General features: G+C 66.6%; 16 protein-coding genes, 1 tRNA gene, 1 other RNA gene and 1 pseudogene. 8 read left to right on the plus strand and 11 right to left on the minus strand.

What is annotated here, in order from left to right; translation table 11 throughout:
- Positions 1 to 38: 38 nt before the first annotated feature.
- The 4 genes from recR to ACIGJD_RS02745 all read right to left on the minus strand — a co-directional run bounded on the left by recR (position 39) and on the right by ACIGJD_RS02745 (position 4779).
- A complete protein-coding gene (gene recR / locus ACIGJD_RS02730) occupies positions 39 to 638 on the minus strand; it encodes a recombination mediator RecR (protein WP_236800949.1) in 600 nt (199 codons plus the stop codon).
- A 75-nt stretch (positions 639 to 713) separates the two neighbouring features.
- The gene (locus ACIGJD_RS02735) at positions 714 to 4292 is read right to left on the minus strand and encodes a DNA polymerase III subunit gamma and tau (RefSeq protein WP_483688190.1); all 3579 of its coding nucleotides are present in this window, start codon (positions 4290 to 4292) and stop codon (positions 714 to 716) included.
- Between the two features lie 21 nt (positions 4293 to 4313).
- An RNA gene (gene ffs, locus ACIGJD_RS02740) (signal recognition particle sRNA small type) lies at positions 4314 to 4410 on the minus strand.
- 45 nt (positions 4411 to 4455) lie between these two features.
- Positions 4456 to 4779 carry a hypothetical protein gene (locus tag ACIGJD_RS02745; RefSeq protein ID WP_483688191.1) on the minus strand — a complete coding sequence of 108 codons (324 nt, stop codon included), beginning with the start codon at positions 4777 to 4779 and terminating at the stop codon, positions 4456 to 4458.
- Between the two features lie 334 nt (positions 4780 to 5113).
- Between ACIGJD_RS02745 and ACIGJD_RS02750 the strand changes: the two genes are divergently transcribed.
- Positions 5114 to 5198: transfer RNA gene (locus ACIGJD_RS02750), tRNA-Ser, on the plus strand.
- Between the two features lie 114 nt (positions 5199 to 5312).
- Here ACIGJD_RS02750 and ACIGJD_RS02755 read toward each other — a convergent pair.
- Positions 5313 to 6248 carry an oxygenase MpaB family protein gene (locus ACIGJD_RS02755; RefSeq protein ID WP_483688192.1) on the minus strand — a complete coding sequence of 312 codons (936 nt, stop codon included), beginning with the start codon at positions 6246 to 6248 and terminating at the stop codon, positions 5313 to 5315.
- Between the two features lie 606 nt (positions 6249 to 6854).
- Here ACIGJD_RS02755 and ACIGJD_RS02760 point away from each other — a divergent pair.
- Positions 6855 to 7160 (plus strand): annotated as a pseudogene (locus ACIGJD_RS02760) (M23 family metallopeptidase); the annotation flags it as partial.
- Positions 7161 to 7207: 47 nt separating this feature from the next.
- Here the strand turns inward: ACIGJD_RS02760 and ACIGJD_RS02765 are convergent.
- Positions 7208 to 8002: a hypothetical protein gene (locus ACIGJD_RS02765; protein ID WP_483689567.1), complete on the minus strand. Its 795-nt coding sequence runs from the start codon at positions 8000 to 8002 to the stop codon at positions 7208 to 7210.
- 101 nt (positions 8003 to 8103) lie between these two features.
- Here ACIGJD_RS02765 and ACIGJD_RS02770 point away from each other — a divergent pair, with 101 nt between their 5' ends.
- Positions 8104 to 8616, plus strand: coding sequence for a glutathione peroxidase (locus tag ACIGJD_RS02770; protein ID WP_483688193.1), 513 nt, complete (start codon positions 8104 to 8106; stop codon positions 8614 to 8616).
- 159 nt (positions 8617 to 8775) lie between these two features.
- Positions 8776 to 9705: a phosphodiesterase gene (locus ACIGJD_RS02775; protein WP_483688194.1), complete on the plus strand. Its 930-nt coding sequence runs from the start codon at positions 8776 to 8778 to the stop codon at positions 9703 to 9705.
- 58 nt (positions 9706 to 9763) lie between these two features.
- Here the strand turns inward: ACIGJD_RS02775 and ACIGJD_RS02780 are convergent, their stop codons facing one another.
- Positions 9764 to 11401: a stealth family protein gene (locus ACIGJD_RS02780; protein ID WP_483688195.1), complete on the minus strand. Its 1638-nt coding sequence runs from the start codon at positions 11399 to 11401 to the stop codon at positions 9764 to 9766.
- 82 nt (positions 11402 to 11483) lie between these two features.
- Positions 11484 to 12413, minus strand: coding sequence for a hypothetical protein (locus ACIGJD_RS02785; protein WP_483688196.1), 930 nt, complete (start codon positions 12411 to 12413; stop codon positions 11484 to 11486).
- Between the two features lie 142 nt (positions 12414 to 12555).
- On the opposite strand from ACIGJD_RS02785, the gene ACIGJD_RS02790 reads away from it, so the two are divergent.
- The gene (locus ACIGJD_RS02790) at positions 12556 to 12855 is read left to right on the plus strand and encodes a type II toxin-antitoxin system VapB family antitoxin (protein ID WP_286404266.1); all 300 of its coding nucleotides are present in this window, start codon (positions 12556 to 12558) and stop codon (positions 12853 to 12855) included.
- Positions 12848 to 13510 (plus strand): LytR C-terminal domain-containing protein, encoded by a 663-nt coding sequence (locus ACIGJD_RS02795; protein ID WP_483688197.1) that lies wholly within the window; start codon positions 12848 to 12850, stop codon positions 13508 to 13510. The genes ACIGJD_RS02790 and ACIGJD_RS02795 overlap by 8 nt, the downstream gene beginning before the upstream one ends.
- A gap of 45 nt (positions 13511 to 13555) precedes the next feature.
- Here the strand turns inward: ACIGJD_RS02795 and ACIGJD_RS02800 are convergent, their stop codons facing one another.
- Both ACIGJD_RS02800 and ACIGJD_RS02805 read right to left on the minus strand, forming a co-directional pair.
- Complete coding sequence (locus ACIGJD_RS02800; RefSeq protein WP_483688198.1) at positions 13556 to 14206, minus strand: TetR/AcrR family transcriptional regulator; 651 nt, start codon at positions 14204 to 14206, stop codon at positions 13556 to 13558.
- 35 nt (positions 14207 to 14241) lie between these two features.
- On the minus strand, positions 14242 to 14940 hold the full coding sequence (locus tag ACIGJD_RS02805) for a DsbA family oxidoreductase (protein WP_483688199.1): 699 nt from the start codon (positions 14938 to 14940) through the stop codon (positions 14242 to 14244).
- Positions 14941 to 15160: 220 nt separating this feature from the next.
- On the opposite strand from ACIGJD_RS02805, the gene ACIGJD_RS02810 reads away from it, so the two are divergent.
- Together ACIGJD_RS02810 and ACIGJD_RS02815 are read left to right on the plus strand one after the other, a co-directional pair.
- Entirely contained in the window at positions 15161 to 16222 is a 1062-nt protein-coding gene (locus ACIGJD_RS02810) for a glycosyltransferase family 4 protein (RefSeq protein ID WP_483688200.1), read from the plus strand.
- A gap of 58 nt (positions 16223 to 16280) precedes the next feature.
- Positions 16281 to 18461, plus strand: coding sequence for an amylo-alpha-1,6-glucosidase (locus tag ACIGJD_RS02815; protein WP_483688201.1), 2181 nt, complete (start codon positions 16281 to 16283; stop codon positions 18459 to 18461).
- Positions 18462 to 18479: 18 nt separating this feature from the next.
- On the opposite strand, the gene ACIGJD_RS02820 is transcribed toward ACIGJD_RS02815, so the two are convergent.
- Positions 18480 to 19013, minus strand: a complete 534-nt coding sequence (locus ACIGJD_RS02820) for a GNAT family N-acetyltransferase (RefSeq protein WP_483688202.1) — start codon at positions 19011 to 19013, stop codon at positions 18480 to 18482.
- Between the last annotated feature and the right edge of the window lie 6 nt (positions 19014 to 19019).

Consider the following 19019-nt stretch of genomic DNA (forward strand, 5'->3'; position numbering starts at 1 on the left):
GTGGGATGACGTACGACGGCGGAAGGCGGCCAGGTGCTTCAGCCCAGGGCGTTCCGGCGGCCTTCGAAGGCGCGGCCCAAAGTAACCTCGTCGGCGTATTCCAGGTCCCCGCCCACGGGAAGGCCGGAGGCAAGGCGGGTGACGGCGATGCCGATCGTCTTCAGCATGCGGGCCAGGTACGTGGCCGTTGCCTCACCTTCCAGGTTGGGGTCCGTGGCGATAATGACTTCCTGGATTTCGCCGTCGTTCAAACGGGTGAGCAGTTCGCGGATCCGCAGCTGGTCCGGTCCCACACCGGCGATGGGATTAATGGCACCGCCCAGCACGTGGTACCGGCCGCGGAACGACCGGGTGCGCTCCACCGCGAGCACGTCCTTGGACTCCTCCACCACGCAGATGACAGCGGGATCACGGCGCGGGTCGCGGCAGATGTTGCACAGCTCCTGCTCGGTGACGTTGCCGCAAACGGTGCAGAACTTGACCCGTTCCTTGACGGTGGTGATGGCCTCCACCAGCCGCTTCATGTCCTGGGGATCAGCTTCAAGGATGTGGAACGCCAGCCGCTGTGCGGACTTGGGGCCCACCCCCGGAAGGCGTCCGAGCTCATCGATCAGCTCCTGGACAGCACCTTCGTACACGTTTCCCTCTTCAAATTCGTATGGATGCGGATGGAGCGGTCATGGGTGGGACTGCCGGGGCAGCCCCACCCACTGTCAATAGCGTGGGGTGACCGGGCTGCCGTCCAGGGACCGCTCCTCGATCAGCTTGCCACCCAGGATTCGCTCCACGGCCGCCCGGCCGAACACGCCCGATTCCTCGATGGTCTCATCATCGGCGCTTGGGATGTCCTGGACATAGGTGCTGGGAGCGGCAGCCGCCCTGGCAGGCGCCTTGGCCCGGCCGGCCTCAGCTTCCGGACTGCTTGAAAGCCGCTGGTACAGGCTTTGCCGTGTTTCGGTTCTTCCAGCGACCGGAGCATCTGCAGGCGGCTGCGCGCGGGCCGGGGCAGCGGGTGCAACCGTGGCCGACGCAGCTGCAGGCGCCTGGGCGCGGGCAGGGGCAGCGGGCACACCCGCGGCGGGGGCGGCGGAGGCCATGGCGTATTCGGGTACCGGGGCGGGCTGCGGTGACGACGCCTGGTAGCTTTCCGTAGCGGAGGCCGCATGGCCGTTGCCGGAAACCGACGCCGGATCCCAGCCGTGCCCCGGAGCACCGGCAGCAGGCACCGAAGCCACAGGAATAGACGGTGGAACCTGGGCCGTTGCCGGCGCATAGTGCGGAACGTTGGCCTGTGCTCCGATGTTGTCGCTGCCGGAGGCGGCTACGGGTTGGGCACCCACATTGCTCTTGTCTCCAACAACCCAGACACCAGGGGCCTGCTCTACCGCACGTGTCCATGGATCGTGCGGCGCGTCTGCCGGCTGGGCGGAGGATGGGGCAGGTTGCTGGGCGGCACTGTCTGCCCGCGGAGCAACGGCTGAACTTCCGTGGGAACGTGTCCCGGCCTCCCCTTGGCCGCTGGCAGGCTGGCGGCCGCCAGGTCCACGGGAGGACAAGGCTCCGCGGTTGCCGGGACCCGCGGAGGGCTCCCAGTCCATGGGGGGTTCCTCGTCCAGCGGGGGAGCGTCCTCGTCCCGCGGCGGGCCCCAGTCGTCATCCGAGTAGGAATAGTCGCCGCCGGTTGACGGATAGGGGGACTGGCCGGAGGCGCTGCGAGGGGTTCCGGGGCTCCCGACCGCCGTCTGTACTGGCTCCGGGTCCTGCTGGGCGCGGCCGTTCGCACCCTGTGCGGGCCGTGTTTCAGCGGTGGTGGCCGCAGCAGGCCTACCCACCGGTGCGGCCATGGCTTGGCGGTCGGCAACAGCAGCGCTCCCGGAAGTTCCGCCACTTGGGTTGGTACCGGCAGCGGAGGGACCATCAGGACTTCCGCCAGACTGGGCTGCCGGGCCGGCCGGAGTTCCAGGGGCGGTCCCGGGCGTGGTCGGAGTGGGCGGTGCCTGATGGAGCGGTGAGGAGGGTCCCTGTGCCGGGGACGCTGGTTGGGCTGGCGCAGGAGCCAGCCCCCACGCGACGTCAGCTGAAGTGGCCGGAACCACCGGGCTGGCGGGCACTTTTGGGTTTGGCTCAGAGCTCGCCTGGCTGGCGCCACCGGCAACGGCGTTGATCTGGCAGTCAAGGCCAACGGTCCTGTGGATGGCCTGGCGCAGGTTGTCAGAGTGGTCCGCCCGGCCGAAGGCGCCTGCAAGTCCCGACGTAGTGAAGGACAGGGTGAGGACGCTGCCGTCGAACGCACTTACCTGAGCATTCGGCTCAACCAGCGCCCAGGTGCTGCGCTTGATCTTGGACAGTGCCTGCAGGACGTCCGGCCATGCCCTGCGGAGGACCTCCACATCACCCATGGCCGGGGGACCGGCGGGTGCTGGCCTTCCGGGTGCCCGGTGCTGCGGCGCGGGTGCCTGGTTGCCAAGGGCTGGCGCGCCGGCTGGTGTTTGGTGGGCAGGCGCCTGGGGGCTTGGAGATTGGCGGTCCGGGGCGTACGGCCGTTCCTGGGCCTGGGTTTCGCCCTGTGTTGGCGCGTGGGGGGTGGCGGGCGTAGCGGAAGCCTGTCCGGGCGCATGCCGGTGTTCCTGTGGCTCCGGGGCTGCGCCGGGTTGCGGCGCCGCGTTCGGCTGTGCTGCCGTCCGGTTTAAACCGGCCGTCTCCGGGCCCTGTTGTGCACGGGGCCGGGCCGGTTCCTCGACTGGCCAGTCGCTGGTGCTGACCCTTGGCGGCGTAAGCGGGCTACGGGGTGCCTCGGCGGCAGGAGAGTCCTTGCTGCCCGACGAGGGTGCCGCCGATGCAGCGGGCGCGGATGGAGTGTCTGTTTCCTGGGCCGGCTGCGACACGGGGCTGGCCTGCTCCGGCGCATATCCCATAGCAGGGCTGGCCTGCCCCCGGGCCGGGCCAAGTCCGGCAGGCGACTCGCCGGAAGCCGCACCAGGAGTTCCAGTAGGCGCTGTTGCCTGGGCTGCTGGCGCTGCTGGCGCTGCTGGCCCTGCCTGGGCTGAAACGGCTGCAGGCGCTGAGGTGGCGGGAGCTCCGACGTCGTTCCCTGCGTAGTTCAGCCGCCGCTCCACCCGGTCGATCCGTGCAGCCATGCCGCGCTCGTTCTGCTCGGAGCTGGGCAGCAGGATCCGGGCGCACAGCAGTTCCAGATGCAGCCGCGGGGACGTGGCGCCGGTCATTTCGGTCAGCGCAGTATTGGTGACATCCGCGGCGCGGGAAAGTTCCGCAGCACCCAGGTTATGGGCCTGGTTCTGCAGGCGCGCGATCTGGTCGGCCGGCATCCCCCGCAGGATGGCGTGGGCGCTCTCGGGCATGGCCTGGACGATGATCAGGTCGCGGAAGCGCTCCAGCAGGTCCTCTACGAACCGGCGCGGATCGTGGCCGGTTTGGATGACCCGGTCCACGGCGCGGAAGACGGTGGCGGAGTCGGAGGCGGCGATGGCCTCCACGACGTCGTCCAGCAGTGAGGCGTGGGTGTAGCCCAGCAGCGCGACGGCGAGTTCATAGTCGAGGCCGTTGGGGCCGGCACCCGCCATGAGCTGGTCCAGGACTGAAAGCGAGTCCCGGACGGAACCGCCGCCGGCCCGGATGACCAGTGACAGCACGCCCGGGGCAACGGGGACGTTTTCCTGGCGGCACAGGAGCTCGAGGTAGGCCATCAGCGGTTCCGGCGGCACCAGCCGGAACGGGTAGTGGTGGGTCCGGGAGCGGATGGTTCCGATGACCTTGTCCGGCTCCGTGGTGGCGAAAATGAACTTGATGTGTTCCGGCGGCTCTTCCACGATCTTCAGCAGGGCGTTGAAACCCGCGGAGGTGACCATGTGGGCTTCGTCGATGATGAAGATTTTGTAGCGGTCGCGCACGGGGGCGAAGGTGGCCCGCTCGCGGAGGTCGCGTGCGTCATCAACGCCGCCGTGGCTGGCGGCATCAATCTCGATGACGTCGAGGGATCCCGAGCCGCCACGCGCCAGTTCAATGCAGCTGGGGCAGGTTCCGCAGGGGGTGTCGGTGGGACCCTGGGCGCAGTTGAGGCAACGGGCCAGGATGCGGGCGGACGTGGTCTTTCCGCAGCCCCTGGGGCCGGAGAAAAGGTAGGCGTGATTGACCCGGTTCTTCCGCAAAGCCGTCATCAGCGGCTCGGTGACGTGCTCCTGCCCGATAACGTCAGCGAACGAGTCGGGACGGTATCTGCGGTACAGGGCGGTAGTAACTGTCACAGAGAAAACCCTACCAATCCGGGCTGACATAATGCCGCCCTGTGGGGGAATAGTAAAGACCCCCCATGCACCCGCCAGAGCCCGTCTACCCTTGCTACCTTCCGGTCCTGGGGGAGTTCAACAGGATGACGCCACATGAGGGGCCGTCAGATACTTTACCCGAACATGTGGCCCGACTCGAATCGGGCTTCCGTCACCGCCAGCCGTCCACGCGCCAGGTCATGAAGGCTGGCTCCTCGTACGGGTGCGCGGCCCGCAAGGCGGCCACGACGGCGGCCAGCACCTGCTCTTCCACCACGCACTCAATGCGTTCTTCGGCAACTGCTTCAGGGGCGCCTGGCTGCCCAAGGAAGGGCCGGGCGCCCTCCTGCGGTGTGAACCTCCCGGTCCCCGGCGTGACAAAAGAGCAGTGGGAGTAATTGCCCAGCCGGCCGGCTCCAGCGTCGCCGATGGCATCGAGAACCTTCCTGGTGTGGGACGCGGGAACATAAACCACCAGTGCATGCAGCTCGGCCATGAACCCCATCCTGCCCGATGCTGCCAGGGGGGCGGGCACGTCACGGATTCCATTGCTTAACTCCGTCCCAGCCGCGATCATGGAAACGTACACCGATTGGGGCAATCTCAAGGTGTGAGCTGCGTGGCCTGGTTGGGCGGGCCGGACCCGGCAGCTCAACGGTGCACCAGGGAATGGGCGCATTGGGGGCGTCCATTTTCAGATTAAGGACTCTCCCCGAAAAGGGCTTCGCGATGGCCGGACACCGACGCCCCAAACCTGCTCCGTACGGGCCAATTGGGCGATGCGGAAAAGTTCAGGTAATCTAGTACCTGCTTTTGATTCAGAAGCAGATGGAGAATTCGCCTAGCGGCCTATGGCGCACGCCTGGAACGCGTGTTGGGTTAACGCCCTCGGGGGTTCAAATCCCCCATTCTCCGCCGGTTGAGAACCCGGTCCCAGCAACCCTGGGGCCGGGTTCTTGCTTTTCCGCCGACGCCGGCACTGTTGTTGCCGGCTTTCTTGTTGCCCGCCGTACCGGCAGAGATTTGTGCTCAGGCCAGGTTCGCCGCGGGCTCCCCGAGCCGCTTCAGGCGCTGCCTTGCAGCGATTTCGCTCGGACCCATGCGCCGGCCGATTCCGCCCAGGGCGAGGTGTACGACGCCGAGCACAACCTTCGTGGCCAGCTTCACCGGAAGGGGAAAGGGGCCCAGCCGTGGCACGGAAAGCCCCAACATCTCGCGGTACCGGGGTTCCAGGCTGTACACGGCGCCGGCAAACAGGATCCGGTAGCCGGGCCTGAGCAGGGGATGCAGCGGAGCCTTGCGGATGAACTCCACGGTCTCTTTCACCCGCCCGTCTGCCCTCAGCTGGCCCTGCGCGTACCACCGTTCCAGCTGACACCGCATCTCCGCCTCCGTCGTCGGCGGGTTCTCCACCCCCATCAGCCGCCCCGCCTGGGCCCACTCCCGGACGTAGGCGTCGGCCCCTCCCGGAATGGGGCCACCCCAAAGCTTGTGCGCTGCGAGGAAGCCATCCGTGAAGGCGAGGTGGATCCAGCCGGCAAGAGCGGGATCGTTGGCACTGTAGGTGCGCTGGCCGCCGTCGTTGTCCTGGTAGCTGCCCTGGACTGGCTCATGTAGCTGGCGGACACGCCGGGTTGCCTCTTCCGCCGCGGCCGTGGATCCATACGTCACCGTGAAGATCCAGCGGATGGTGTTGGCCAGCCGGCGCAGGGGGTCCTCGCGGAAGTTGGAGTGTTCATGGACGCCCGCCAGGGCGCCCGGATGCAGCGACTGCATGAGCAGCGTGCGGATTCCTCCCACGATGGGCGTCATGGAGCCATGGACAGCCCAGACCGCTGAACCGGGCAGGTGGTAGCCCGCGTCGTCGCCTTCCGCCAGGCGCAGCGACCACTCCGGCGGAGCGTCGGCCTTGCCTGAGAAGGTCTTCTTGACCTCGTCCTGCCATGTTCGAAGGACATTGCGCATGAACCATTGTTGCCTATTCCGTTCGGGAGAGCAGGGCCGCCGGCTCATGCCCACAACCGCGCACCCCCCTAACGCCCGATAAAAAACCCGCATTGCCCGTACGCGGGGTTTCCACCCGTGCAGTCCTGTGGTCCCATGGGACGTACCGTCGAGACAACGTGCGGCAGGCCACGTCGTGGAGTCAGTTAATTGGCTAAGAAATCCGTACCCGGCAGCAGGAAGCCGGACCAGCGCACGTTTCCCCCCGTTGCCCGCGCCGCCGCCGTTGCGGGTGTGCTGGCCGCATCTGTTTACGCTGTTAATCTTTCCGCCGGTTCCGCAGAACCGGGACAACTGGCAGGATCAGTTTCCCCTGCCGGGCTAACTCCGGGGGCTGCCGCCCGGTTCGAAACTCCGGGTACCGATCCAGGCAAAAAGACCCAAGGGCAACCAGCTCCGCCTGCCTCAGACCACGTTGTGGCCGGTGCGCTTCCGCCTGCCGTCCTGTCCAGCCCCGAGGTCACGCTGGCGTTCCCGCACACTTCCATCGGTGGCGCCGGGCAAGTGGGTCCGGGCGCCTTGACCTTGGGATCGGCAGGGGCGGCCAGACCGTTGGCCGGCTTCCTGATGTCACCGCTCCAGTTCCTCGATCCGAGTTCGCCTTTCGGTTTCCGGGTCAGCCCGCTCAGCGGGACGTCGGGGGACTTCCATTTGGGCCAGGACTATGCGGCAGCCTGCGACACGCCCGTCTACGCGGCTGATTCGGGTGTTGTGCGGGCCGCCGGCTGGCATCCGTGGGGCGGCGGCAACCGGATAGAGATCGACCATGGCGACGGCCTCATCACCACCTACAACCACCTTGAGTCCATCGGCGTGCATACCGGCGACAAGGTGAAGGTTGGCCAGGCCATCGCCCGTGTGGGCACCACCGGGTGGTCCACGGGCTGCCACCTGCATTTCGAGGCCATCCTCAACGGCCGCTACACCAACCCCCTGCGGTGGAGCTTCCTCCAGCTCCGCGCGCTGGGCCAGGTTCCGGCCGACGTGGTTTCGTACGCGCCGGGGCAGGGGACCTCCGCGGGCATGATCAGCTGGACTATTCCCCTCCAGGTGGACCCGGGCGATGGGTCGCCGGCGGCCGGGCTGCTGCCGTCGCCCTTCCCGCCGCTCCTGCCACGTGTTCCAAACCCGGTGCCGTCCGAGGCGACGGGCATTGTGCTCCCACCTCCCAGCACGCAAACGACGACGTCGGCCCCGCCACCGCCCGAGCCTTCCGGAGGTGCCGTGCCGCCTTGGTCCGGCCCGGCACCCAGCGGACCGCCGGCTGCCCAGCCAAGCCCGACGCCGTCGCCCACTTCGCCAAGCCCGTCGCCGTCGCCGTCGCCGACCGCGCCGACGCCGGCACCCACTTCACCGAGCCCGTCGCCGTCGCCTTCGCCGACCGCGCCGACCCCAACAGAGCCGGTGAGCCCGACTCCCACGCCCACTGATCCGGCGCCGTCGCCGACCCCCGCTGAGCCTGTCAGCCCGACTCCAACGCCCACTTCGCCGACCCCCGTCGACCCGGCTCCTGCCCCGACCGCCCCCGCGCCAGCCCCGGTTGAACCTGCGCCAACTCCAGTCGCACCTGCTCCTGCTCCCGTCCCGGCTCCTGCTCCCGTCCCGGCTCCTGCTCCCGCCCCGGCCCCGGCTCCCGCACCTGCCCCGGCGCCGACGACTGTGGCGCCTGCTCCGGCGCCGGCCCCGACGACGGTAGCGCCTGCGCCAACCCCCACGCCATCACCCTCGTTGACCGGCCCCGTTCCAACAGCGCCGCCAGCCTAGGAAATCTCCAGTCCATACCCGTACATGGGGGCTTCGGCAACGAACTCCTCACATGAACAATCCTTTGCTGATGCGAAGCCCGCGGCCCCTGTACCCCATTCCGCTGATCCTCAATGACGGGACCAGGACGAATTTTGGACAGTTCGAAGGAAAAGTAGTGCTGGTGGTCAATGTCGCCTCGAACTGCGGATTCACCCGCCAATACGCAGGCCTCGAAGCCCTCTACGGCAAGTTCCGGGACCGGGGGTTCGAAGTCCTGGGTGTCCCCTGCAACCAGTTCGCTGGGCAGGAACCCGGCACCGACGACGAAATTGCGGACTTTTGCGAACGGAACTTTGGCGTCACGTTCGCACTCACAGCCAAGACCGATGTCCGCGGCAGGAACCAGCACCTGCTCTACGGCGAGCTCACCAAGTTCCGGACCGGCCTGCTGCCGGGGATGGTGAAGTGGAACTTCGAGAAGTTCCTGGTCAACCGCGAGGGGAATGTGGTGGCCCGCTTCGGTCCCACCGTGGAGCCGGACTCAGCAGCAGTAATGGACGCGATCGAGCAGGCGCTCGGATAAGCGCGCGTTGTCCGAATTTCTTCTGCAAAACCGCAGTTCTTTTAACTTTTTCCACATCAGCAACGGCGATTCACCCCAAGTTTGCCAAATGTCTGATTGGATAAATATTACTGAAGGGTACAAGGGAAGAACGGCTTCCCACCGACCATAGAGGTAGCAATGGAGCACATCGAGGCCGAACATCCACGGCCACGCCACTTCCTACTCCACCTGAGCGATCCCCACCTGTTGGGAGGTCCAGAACCCCTCTACGGAACCGTCGACAGCGAAGCCAGGCTTATCCAGCTGTTCGACGAAGTCAAAGCGTCCGGCGCCAGGCCCGAAGCAGTGATCTTTACCGGCGACCTCGCCGACAAGGGCGACGCACAGGCCTACGTGAAACTGCGCGCCATCGTCGAACCCGCCTGCAAGGAGCTCGGCGCCCAGGTCATCTGGGCCATGGGCAACCACGACGACCGCGCCAATTTCCGCAAGGGCCTGCTCGACCAGCCCGGCACGGACGAGCCGGTGGACCACAGCTATTTCATCAATGGGCTGCGCGTCATCACACTGGACACCACCGTCCCGGGTTTCCACCACGGCGAACTGAGTGCTGCCCAGTTGGAGTGGCTGGCGCGGCAGCTGGAGACGCCCGCGCCGGACGGCACCATCCTGGCCCTCCACCATCCTCCGGTCCCGTCGGTCCTGGACCTTTCAGTGCTGGTGGAACTGCGGGACCAGGCGTCTCTGGCCGCCGTTGTGCGCAACTCGGACGTCCGCACCATTCTGGCCGGCCACCTGCACTACTCCACCACTGCCAGCTTCGCCGGCGTGCCCGTGTCGGTCGCGTCCGCGTCCTGCTACACGCAGGACCTCAATGTTGCAGTGGGAGGCACCCGCGGGCAGGACGGCGGCCAGGCGTTCAACCTGGTGCACGTCTACGAGCACACCATCGTGCATTCGGTGGTTCCGCTGGGCAGTTCGCCCACGGTGGGCGAGTACGTTTCACCCGAGGAAACGGCGCGGCGTCTTGAAGCGGCGGGCGTCCGGATCCCGGAAACCACCAAGCAGCTGGGCAGCTCCAAACTCGGGATCAGCGCGCGGCGCTAGGAACCGCTTGAGGGCCGATGCCGGTCCCCGTTAGGGACTGGCATCGGCTTTTGCCTGGCTACTTTTCCCAGGGTGCCTTGATGGGGAAGTACCGCTCAAGGAAGTCGGTTACCAGTTCGGCACGTTCGTCCGCGCTGACCTCGGGGAAACTGCCGTCGTTCAGGCAGAAGAAGTCCATGTTCCGCTTACCCAGCAGCTTGGGCAGGTACTTCAGCCCGGACCGCATTGTGGTGTCCACGTAACGCACCTTGGCCGCTGTCTGGGTGACGGCCAGGCCGGTGAGCAGGGCGTAGTAGTGGTAGAACGAGTTGGTCACGGAGATGTTGTCCGCGGCACGGAACCGGCTGGCCGCCGTCTTGCGGAATTCCTCAGGGAACTCTTGCTCCATCTGGCTTACCACGCTGCGCCTCAGGGGCGCGGCGGTGTGCTCAAGGTGCCGGGTGGTGATCCGGCCGAACCGGTTCCACAGGAGCTTGCGGTTCACGCGGGCGGCGTTCTCGAATCCGCTGCGCTCGGCATCGTTCTCGCCCAGGCCGATCCTGGTTTCCGCCTCGATGAACTTGGTGATGCCGCCGGGGGTGAAGAACATGTCCGGGCCCACGGGGCGGCCAAAGAACATGTCGTCGTTGGAGTAGAGGAAGTGCTCGGACAACCCCTCGATGTTGTGCAGCTGGCACTCCACCGCCTGTGAGTTGTGGGTGGGCAGCACGGAGGGATCCGAGAAGAACTCCTCGCTGCGTACGATCGTGACGGAGGGGTGGTCGGCCAGCCAGGCAGGCGCGGGGGAGTCCGTGGCGATGAAGATGCGGCGGATCCAGGGCGCAAACATGTACACGGAGCGCAGCGCGTATTTGAGCTCGTTGATCTGCCGGAAGCGGGCTTCGTGGTCGTCGCCTTCACCCAGGACATGTCCCTTTTGCTGGGCGCGCCGGGCCGCGATGTATTCGGGGGAGCTGCCGTCCACCCAGGAGAACACGATGTCGATGTCGAAGCTGATGTCGCTTGCGTGGTCGGCGAACATGTTTTCGATGGTGGGCCACGTGTGGCCGTAGCGCTCCACCGTGCCGCGGACCGCGTCCTGGCGCAGCAGGGTCCTGCGGGTCAGGGAGTTTTCGATGGGGAGGGTGAGTTGTTCGCCCTCGAAGGACCACAGTTCGATCTGGACGCCGGCGGAGGCGCCAAACTCGAAGCCGCCCACCGGCTCCACCCGCGGACGGTAGAGGCGGAAGATGCGGCCCTGGCGGTTGGGGGAGAGTTCGCCGTCGGCCACCAGGACGGAGGTCTTCTTCTTGGCATCCACGGTCATGGAGTAGAAGGGCTCGTCCCGGCAGGCCTCAACCAGGGCAGCGCGAAGCTTCTTCCGGTCCTTCCAGTCCAAAGCCAGTACGGGACGGTCGTTGTTCCCCCGGACCAGGAGGTAGGAGAGGCCGGCGTTGGCCAGGACATTGCGCAGGAACAGCAGGTCTTCCACCATGGCCTGGTAAGGGGTCCTGGTGTCATTAATCAGGGCATAGCGGCCCTTGTGCCGGATGACGTCCGGCCGGTGGCTGAGCCGCTGCTCCGCCGCTGGTGACGTGATCTCGGCATGAAATTGTTCCTCCACGGACGCCTGGGCGCCGTAGTAGACCTCGTCCTGGACCGGTGCTTCTGTAATGGTTGTCTCCGTGCTGGTGGAAGTGGGCCTTCTTACCTGCATGATAGTCCTGCGGTAGTAACGGGAGGTTTCGGAGCGCCGTCGGGGCGCCCCGGTGAAGGTTCGACGGCGGTCCGTCAGCGGCTCAGGCGTCCAGCGCCTCCCGCCAGGCGCGCAGGAAGGCGCCGCCGGCGTCGTCGTGGATCACTGTTGCTTCCAGCCCCAGGTCCTCCGCCGTGAGTACCGGATAGGGCTTGTTGGGTACGCCGTCCGCCGGGCGCACGTCTACGTGCTTCACGGGGTGGTCGTTGTGGTGCAGCCAATCGGCCATGGCGTAGTCGGTGCGCGAATCGCCCACGGTCCGCCACGCCTGCGGCGTGATGCCCTGGGCCGCGAGGAGTTCCACGGCGCGGCTGGCGCCCAGGTCCTTCCCCAGGCGCACGGACTCGATGTCAGTGGAAATAATGGTGGGATCCACGCGGTAGTCCACCTCGTCGTCGGAATTGGGGACGTGGTGGTCCAGCCGGACAACGCCGAGGCCATGGCGCGCCATGAGCTCCATTGCCTCGGCGTCAAACAGCTTCTGCTCGGCCAGGTAGTCGGCGCTCGGCACATCGATGTGCTGCTCCACGGACACCATTGCCCGCTTGGTCTCGTCAAAGAACATGTGCGCGGCATAGTCCTCTGCCACCAGCCGGCGGATGTCGTCGCCGTACGCTGCCGGCACGGCCAGCTCCCGGTCCACGTGGATGGGTCCGGGCCCGGCGGAGGTGTAGCTGAACCAGACCGCCCCCTTTTCGCAGATGGCGTGGATGACGGTGCCTGCCGGAATGCCGGCTGCGATCATCGGTTCCATCACCTGCTCCCGGATGAAGGCGTCGGAGCGGCCGGTGTTGAAGATGACGGGGATCCCTGCCGCGGCGAGGGCCACGAGGTCCAGGATGATGTCCGCCTTCACGTCCCGGGTCACCGGGCTGGCCACCGGTCCGTCCACATCCAGCAGGAGCGCCAGCGGCGGTGCGGACGGCAGGCGGATTCCGGGTGCGGGCACGGCTGGGGACTCGGTTGCTGTCATGGCTCCATTGTCTCAGCACGGACGGTGCTGCGCTGCGCGGCCGCCAGGGCGTGACATGGCGTTTTGTCACTGTTTGGCTACAACCTGGCACCCGCCAGCCCTGCTACTTTCGCTGGCGCGGCGCGGTGCCTACTGTGGCATGGTGATATTCAAAGCTGTGGGCGAGGGCCGCCCTTACCCCGACCATGGTTTCAACACCCCTAAACAGTGGGCCTCCCTGCCGCCCCGGCCCGTCCGGCTGGACGAACTGGTGACCACCAAGCGCACCCTGGACCTGGAGGCCCTGCTGGCGGAGGATTCCACCTTCTTCGGCGACCTTTTCCCGCACGTGGTGCAGTACCGGGGAACCCTGTACCTGGAGGACGGGCTGCACCGCGCGGTCCGCACCGCCCTGCACCAGCGCACCGCAATCCACGCCCGGGTCCTGGTGCTCGATGGCTAGGAAGCGGCCGCAGGACCCCAGCGTCCTTCACGGCCACCATGTTGTTTCCGGCCCGGAGCTGCGCGCCGCCATGGAGGCGGCCAAAGACGCCGACGAGACCGCCCGGGTCCGTCGCCGCGTTCTGCACGGGGTGGTGCTGGTCCTGCTGATCGGCCTGATCGCCGCCGGCATCATCGTTGCCATGGCCATCATCAACGGGCGGCTGAAAATCCCTGCCGCCGAACCGGCCCCGACGCCGGTGTCATCCTGCCCCGCCTCGCAGTTCGATTACACACCCAACGAAAAGGTCAACCTCAATGTCCTGAACTCCACGAGCCGGTCCGGGCTGGCCCGGTCTGTGGCGGACGAGTTCCTGGCCCGGAAGTTCGTGGTGGGCAACGTATCGAACATCAACGCCGGTTACCGGGGCGTGGCTGCGGTGGTGTCAGGTGCGGCCGGACAAGCGGCCGCTTTCACGGTGCAGCGCAATCTCCAGGGGTCCGACTACTTCCAGGACGGCAGGACCGACGCCAGCGTTGATTTGATCCTGGCCCAGGACTACAAGGGCCTCGTCCCGCCGGAACTCGTTGACCAGACTCCAGGCCAGCTCAGCTGCCCCCGGGAAAGCCGGCGCATAGCAGATCCTGACAAGCTGCCCGTTACGCCCGCGGCCTGACCCTCCGGCCCCCGATCCGCTGTCCGGGCACTTGGCGCCTGCCCGTCAGCTGGCCACCGCCGGAATCTGCGCCACCCTGATGGGCCGTCCCGCGTCGTCGAACCTTGCACCGGCGCCCAACTGGATGAACCGCACCGTCCGGGCCACCCGGGCCTCCAGCTCGGCAGGCTCGTCGCTGCCCCGCGCCGCGCTGGAGGACAGGGTGCCCAGGATCAGCTGCGACTGCTGGCCCACGTCGGCTGCGGGCAGGTAGCCCTGTTCCATGCCGTCCCGCAGGATGCCCTGGAGCAGGACGCTGAGCTCGCCTACGTGGTCCGAAAGTTTGGCAAAGGACGACGGCGACAGTACAGCCCCCATGGCAGGTCCCGGAGGGAGGTGGCGGCGGGTGAGGTCCTCCACCTGGGCGCGGACGTACAGGGCCAGCCGTTCCACCGGGTTCTCCAGGCGCTCCAGGGCGTCGCGCAGGTCGGAGAGGAACTTCTCGGTCTCATCGAGGGCGTAGGAGATCAGCAGCTCTTCGATATCGGCGAAGTAGTTGTAGACGGCGGTCCTGCCAATGCCTGCGTGGCGGGCTACGTCGGTCATGGTCAGCCCTGGAAGGCCGTGGGTGAACAGGAGCTCGCCGAAAGCGGTGAGGATGCGGCGCTGGGTCTCCGCGCGTTGTTCGGCATTGCTGGCCGCTGAAATCCTGGGCATGCAGACACTTTACCGCTATGTGTCAGTAAAAAGCGCTAGACGGCACAGCCGTCCGGACCGCAGGCTTCGGCGTCGGGGGAACTCACCATGACCAGCGGGTTGGCATCCTGCCACGCCTGGTTCAAGGCAGCGGTGAACGTCTCCGCGGGCTGGGCTCCCGACAGCCCGAACTTACGGTCGATCACGAAGAACGGAACCCCGCTGATGCCCAGGCCCCGGGCCTCCTGGAAGTCGAACCGGACCTCGTCGGAATACTTGTCGGTGGTGAACAGTTCCTCCACCTCGCCGTCCGGCAGGCCCAGGTCATTGCCCAGGGATATCAGGTACTCGCGGCTGCCGATGTCCTTGCCGTGCTCGAAGTGGTCGCTGAGCAGGCGTTCCTTCGCCGCATCCTGTTTGCCGTGTGCCGCGGCCAGGTGAATGAGGCGGTGGGCGGTGAAGCTGTTGGCCACCACCACTTTGTCGAACCGGTAGTCCAGGCCTTCGCCTTTTGCCTGCCGGGCTACGTGCTCGAACATTTGGGAAACCTGCTGGGCCGGCATACCCTTGCGGCTGCTTAGGTACTCCAGTTCCGTGCCGTCGTAGTGTTCCGGAAGCGTGGGATCCAGCTGGTAGCTCCGCCACACTACGTCCACGGCGTCGCGGTGCGGAAATGCAGCCAGGGCAGCCTCAAAACGGCGCTTGCCGATGAAGCACCACGGGCACGCGACGTCAGACCAGATCTCAATCTTCATGTCCTGCACAACCTGCGTGCTGCGGCCGCCATTCCTGGCCCTGGGTATGAGATGGCCCACAACCGGGTCTTGTGGCGCGGGCGATCCTGCGGAATAGTCGGAGCAGAGGTCAAGCAGCGGGCCCTTTCGTAGTGGAAAGCACCGCGGCGCACGAAATCCGCCCGGTGAAGTATTGCCCGGCCAGCTGGGGAGCCCGGCCTCTCAAACCTGGGAGCCAGGAATGCGGATTGGACTTGTCACAGGGCCGTGGATTCAGGTTCCACCGGCAACTTACGGCGGAACCGAGAGGGTAGTGGACACACTGGCCAGGGGCTTCGCGGCCGCCGGGCATGAGGTGCTTTTGGCGGCACCGTCAGACAGCACCTGCCCCGTGCAACTGGTGCCCGGGATGCGGCCCACGGACTATGGGGGACTGGGGACCACGCTCTCCGAACTCAGCCACGTGGTCAGGGCCTACGAGGGGCTGAAGGGCGTGGATATTATCCACGACCACACGCTGGCAGGTCCCCTCTACCTGCACCGGCCCGGTGGGGTTCCGTTGGCAACCACCATCCACGGGCCCATCCACGAGCAGGCGGCAGACATATACCGTGCCGTAGCCAGGAGTGGGGCGGTCATAGCCATCTCCAGGGACCAGGCATCACATGCCCCCACGGTTCCCGTGACCCGCGTGATCCACCATGGAATGGACCTTTCCGCCGTGCCGGTGGGGCCCGGAAGCGGCGGTTACCTGTGCTTCGTGGGCCGGTCGTGCCCGGACAAGGGGCTGGTTGAGGCCATCACCATCGCACGGGAGGCCGGCATGCACCTTAAAATTGCGGTCAAAATGCGGGAGCCGGAAGAAATCCGCTACTTCCAGGATGTTATTGAACCCATGTTGGGTCCCAACGAGGACTTCGTAGGTGAGGTGGACGACGCCACCAAGTACCGGCTGATGGGGGAGGCGGCAGCCTTCCTGAACCCCATCCAGTGGTCGGAGCCGTTCGGCCTGGTGATGATCGAAGCCCTGGCCACCGGAACGCCCGTGGTGGGGACATACATCGGCTCCGCCCCGGAGATTGTCAAGCACGGACGCACGGGATTCCTGGGAAAGACAGAGGAACTGGCCGGCTTCGTTCCTGCTGCTGCGGCACTGGACAGGGCCGGTTGCCGCAAATCCGTGGAGGACAGGTTCAGTGCTGAACGGATGGTTGCCGAGCACCTGGAACTGTACAGCGACCTGATTGAAGGGCGGATGCCTCCGGGGGTTCCGCACGGTACCCGGTTGCACCAGAATCGATAGGGGCAGAACTGCTTTCCCGATCCCCCGGGAAGCGTCCCCTTCAGAAGGGAGTCCTTCCATGACCGCCTGGAATGCAGACAATGAGGCAACCGTTTCCGAGTCGGGCTCAGTCACGGTCCTGGAGGGCTCGTCCTTCTGTATTTCCTCGGGCAGTGGCGACATCAGTCCAGACGCCGGCACGAACGGAGCGTTCTACCAGGACACCCGCATCGTGTCCCGCTGGGTACTCCGCGTCAACGGCTCGCTGCGCGAACCGCTTTCGGCCCAGCGGCCGCAACCCTTCCAGGCCACCTTCGTAGGGCGGGCAAAGTGGCCCGGCGGGAGATTCGACAGCCCACTGGTGGTCCGGCAGGTCCGGCATATCGGACCGGGCCTGCAGGACGACATCACGCTGGAGAATTATGCCGCCGAACCCGTGGAATGTGACATCGAACTCCTGGTCGGCGCCGACCAAGCCGATCTGTTCGACGTAAAGGGTGGACGGACCTCGGGAGCGGATGACACCACCCGGACCGTGTCCGGGGGCAGGCTTGTCATCGAGGCCGGCCGCCATGGCCAGCAGCGCGGCTCCGCGATCGGGGCCAGGGACGCGGAGGTCAGCACGGACGGACTGCGCTTCCGGGTGACCGTCCCGGCCCGGGGAAAATGGGCCACCAGTGTGATTGTGGTGCCGCTGGTGAACGGTGAAGCGCCGGAAGAGCCATTCAAGGAAGGACAACTGCCCCACCACCGCGAGGGTGTGCGCCGGCACCTGGCCTGGGAGGAGGCCCTCCCCAGGATCAGCATCGAGGACTCCGGGCTCCAGGATCTGCTCAACCGAAGCCAAAGCGATCTCGGTGCACTGCGCATTTTCGACGCGCACCATCCGGAACGGGCTGCCGTTGCTGCGGGCGCACCGTGGTTCATGGCCCTGTTCGGACGGGACTCGCTGCTGACCTCCTACATGAGCCTGATGGTCAATCCCAACCTTGCCCTGGGCACGCTGCAGACCTTGGCCGGGATCCAGGGGAAGAAGGTGGACCCGGATTCGGAGGAGGAACCCGGGCGCATTCCACACGAGGTCCGGCTGGGCGTGACGGCGGGCCTTTCGCTGGGCGGTACGGCGTACTACGGCACGGCGGATGCAACACCGCTTTTCGTGGCGGTCCTCGGGGAGCTGAGCCGCTGGGGGCTGTCCCGGGACAAGATCCAGCCGTTGCTGGCCCACGCTGACCGTGCACTGGACTGGATCGAAAAATACGGCGACCGGGACGGTGATGGATTCGTCGAATATCTGCGCGCCAATGACCACGGCCTGGTCAACCAGGGCTGGAAGGACTCCTGGGACGGCATCAACTTCGCCGACGGCACCATCGCCGAAGCCCCGATCGCCCTGTGCGAGGTCCAGGCCTATGTGTATTCGGCCTACCTGGGCAGGTCGCTGCTGGCCCACTGGAGCGGGGACCCGGCCCTGGAGGTGCAGTGGGCCGACAAAGCCGCGGCGTTCAAGGAGGAGTTCAACAAGAAGTTCTGGCTGCCGGACAAGGGCTATTTCGCCGTGGCACTGGACAAGGACAAGCGGCCGGTCGACGCGTTGACGTCCAACATCGGCCATTGCCTGTGGACCGGCATCGTGGACCAGGACAAAGCCGTGTCGGTGATGGAGCACCTGATGTCCCCGCAGATGTTCACGGGTTGGGGCATCCGCACGTTGGCCTCGGACATGGGCGCCTACAACCCGGTCAGCTACCACAACGGCTCAGTGTGGCCGCACGATACGGCACTGGTGGCCACCGGCCTGATGCGCTACGGATTCGTGGACGAGGCCAAGCGCGTGGCCCTGGGAATCTTCGGCGCCGCTGCCCACTTCGACGGCCGGCTGCCGGAACTGTTCTGCGGCTTCGACCGCGGAGAGTTTCCCAGCCCGGTGCCGTATCCCACGGCCTGCTCGCCTCAAGCGTGGGCGGCGGCGGCGCCCGTGCAGCTCGCCCGGATCCTGCTCCGGTTCGACCCCGTCTTCACCCGCGACGTGGTGCATCTTTCACCCATCCTGCCCGAAGTGGTGGGCACCTTCCGGGCGGAAAACGTCCTGCTGGACTCCAGTCGGGTCACCATCAGCGCAGCCGGAACCAAGGGCAGCATCGAGGGCCTTCCGCCGGGGCTCAAGCTCCTGACCGAGCCCCGTCCGCCGCTGGCCTACCCGCCGAACGGTTTTGCCGGCAGTTCGGTGCGGCACGGGCTGAACCAGCCCGGCGCCTGAACCGGTTGCCTTGCCGGTTCAGGGCAGGGAGCGCTCCAGCACGAAGTCGTGTTCAACGGTGCTGCCCAGCCGGAACGACTTGGTGCCCACCTTGCGGAAACCGGACTTTTCGTAGAACCGGATGGCCCGGGCGTTCTGGCTGTTCACGCCCAGCCATGCCCCGGCGCCCCCGCATTCTGCCGCTGCCTGGAGGCTGGCGTGCATGAGCTCGGCGGCCGCGCCCAGGCCGTGGTAGTCAGGGTGGACGTAGCACTTGCTGACTTCCACGGACGGCAGCAGCGTCAGGACAGATGCCACGTCGGGGTCGGAGGCGGGCCGGCCCACCAGCAGGCTGTAGCCGTTGAGCCGGCCTTCGGTGTCGATGACCAGGATGGTGGTGTCCGGGTCCGCAAGGTACCCCTTGAAGTGTTCCTCACTCAGCGTGTTGGCCAGGTGGGCGGCAATATCGGCAGGTGAGGACGACGGCGGGCAGGCCAGCGGAAAGGTGACGGCCGCCAGCGCAGCCAGCGCTCCGGCGTCGTCCGCTGTGGCCCTGCGGATGGTGTGGGTCATGCTTGT

This window comes from Arthrobacter sp. E1SS-5 (assembly GCF_057073715.1).

What these genes read in the sequence shown, in the direction of transcription:
- ACIGJD_RS02780 (WP_483688195.1), bottom strand. Translation starts at nt 11,401, where the DNA reads ATGCAGGTAAGAAGGCCCACTTCCACCAGCACGGAGACAACCATTACA.
- ACIGJD_RS02815 (WP_483688201.1), top strand. Translation starts at nt 16,281, where the DNA reads ATGACCGCCTGGAATGCAGACAATGAGGCAACCGTTTCCGAGTCGGGC.
- ACIGJD_RS02805 (WP_483688199.1), bottom strand. Translation starts at nt 14,940, where the DNA reads ATGAAGATTGAGATCTGGTCTGACGTCGCGTGCCCGTGGTGCTTCATC.
- ACIGJD_RS02745 (WP_483688191.1), bottom strand. Translation starts at nt 4,779, where the DNA reads ATGGCCGAGCTGCATGCACTGGTGGTTTATGTTCCCGCGTCCCACACC.
- ACIGJD_RS02770 (WP_483688193.1), top strand. Translation starts at nt 8,104, where the DNA reads ATGAACAATCCTTTGCTGATGCGAAGCCCGCGGCCCCTGTACCCCATT.
- ACIGJD_RS02800 (WP_483688198.1), bottom strand. Translation starts at nt 14,206, where the DNA reads ATGCCCAGGATTTCAGCGGCCAGCAATGCCGAACAACGCGCGGAGACC.
- ACIGJD_RS02755 (WP_483688192.1), bottom strand. Translation starts at nt 6,248, where the DNA reads ATGCGCAATGTCCTTCGAACATGGCAGGACGAGGTCAAGAAGACCTTC.
- ACIGJD_RS02735 (WP_483688190.1), bottom strand. Translation starts at nt 4,292, where the DNA reads ATGTCAGCCCGGATTGGTAGGGTTTTCTCTGTGACAGTTACTACCGCC.
- ACIGJD_RS02810 (WP_483688200.1), top strand. Translation starts at nt 15,161, where the DNA reads ATGCGGATTGGACTTGTCACAGGGCCGTGGATTCAGGTTCCACCGGCA.
- ACIGJD_RS02820 (WP_483688202.1), bottom strand. Translation starts at nt 19,013, where the DNA reads ATGACCCACACCATCCGCAGGGCCACAGCGGACGACGCCGGAGCGCTG.
- ACIGJD_RS02795 (WP_483688197.1), top strand. Translation starts at nt 12,848, where the DNA reads ATGGCTAGGAAGCGGCCGCAGGACCCCAGCGTCCTTCACGGCCACCAT.
- ACIGJD_RS02785 (WP_483688196.1), bottom strand. Translation starts at nt 12,413, where the DNA reads ATGACAGCAACCGAGTCCCCAGCCGTGCCCGCACCCGGAATCCGCCTG.
- ACIGJD_RS02775 (WP_483688194.1), top strand. Translation starts at nt 8,776, where the DNA reads ATGGAGCACATCGAGGCCGAACATCCACGGCCACGCCACTTCCTACTC.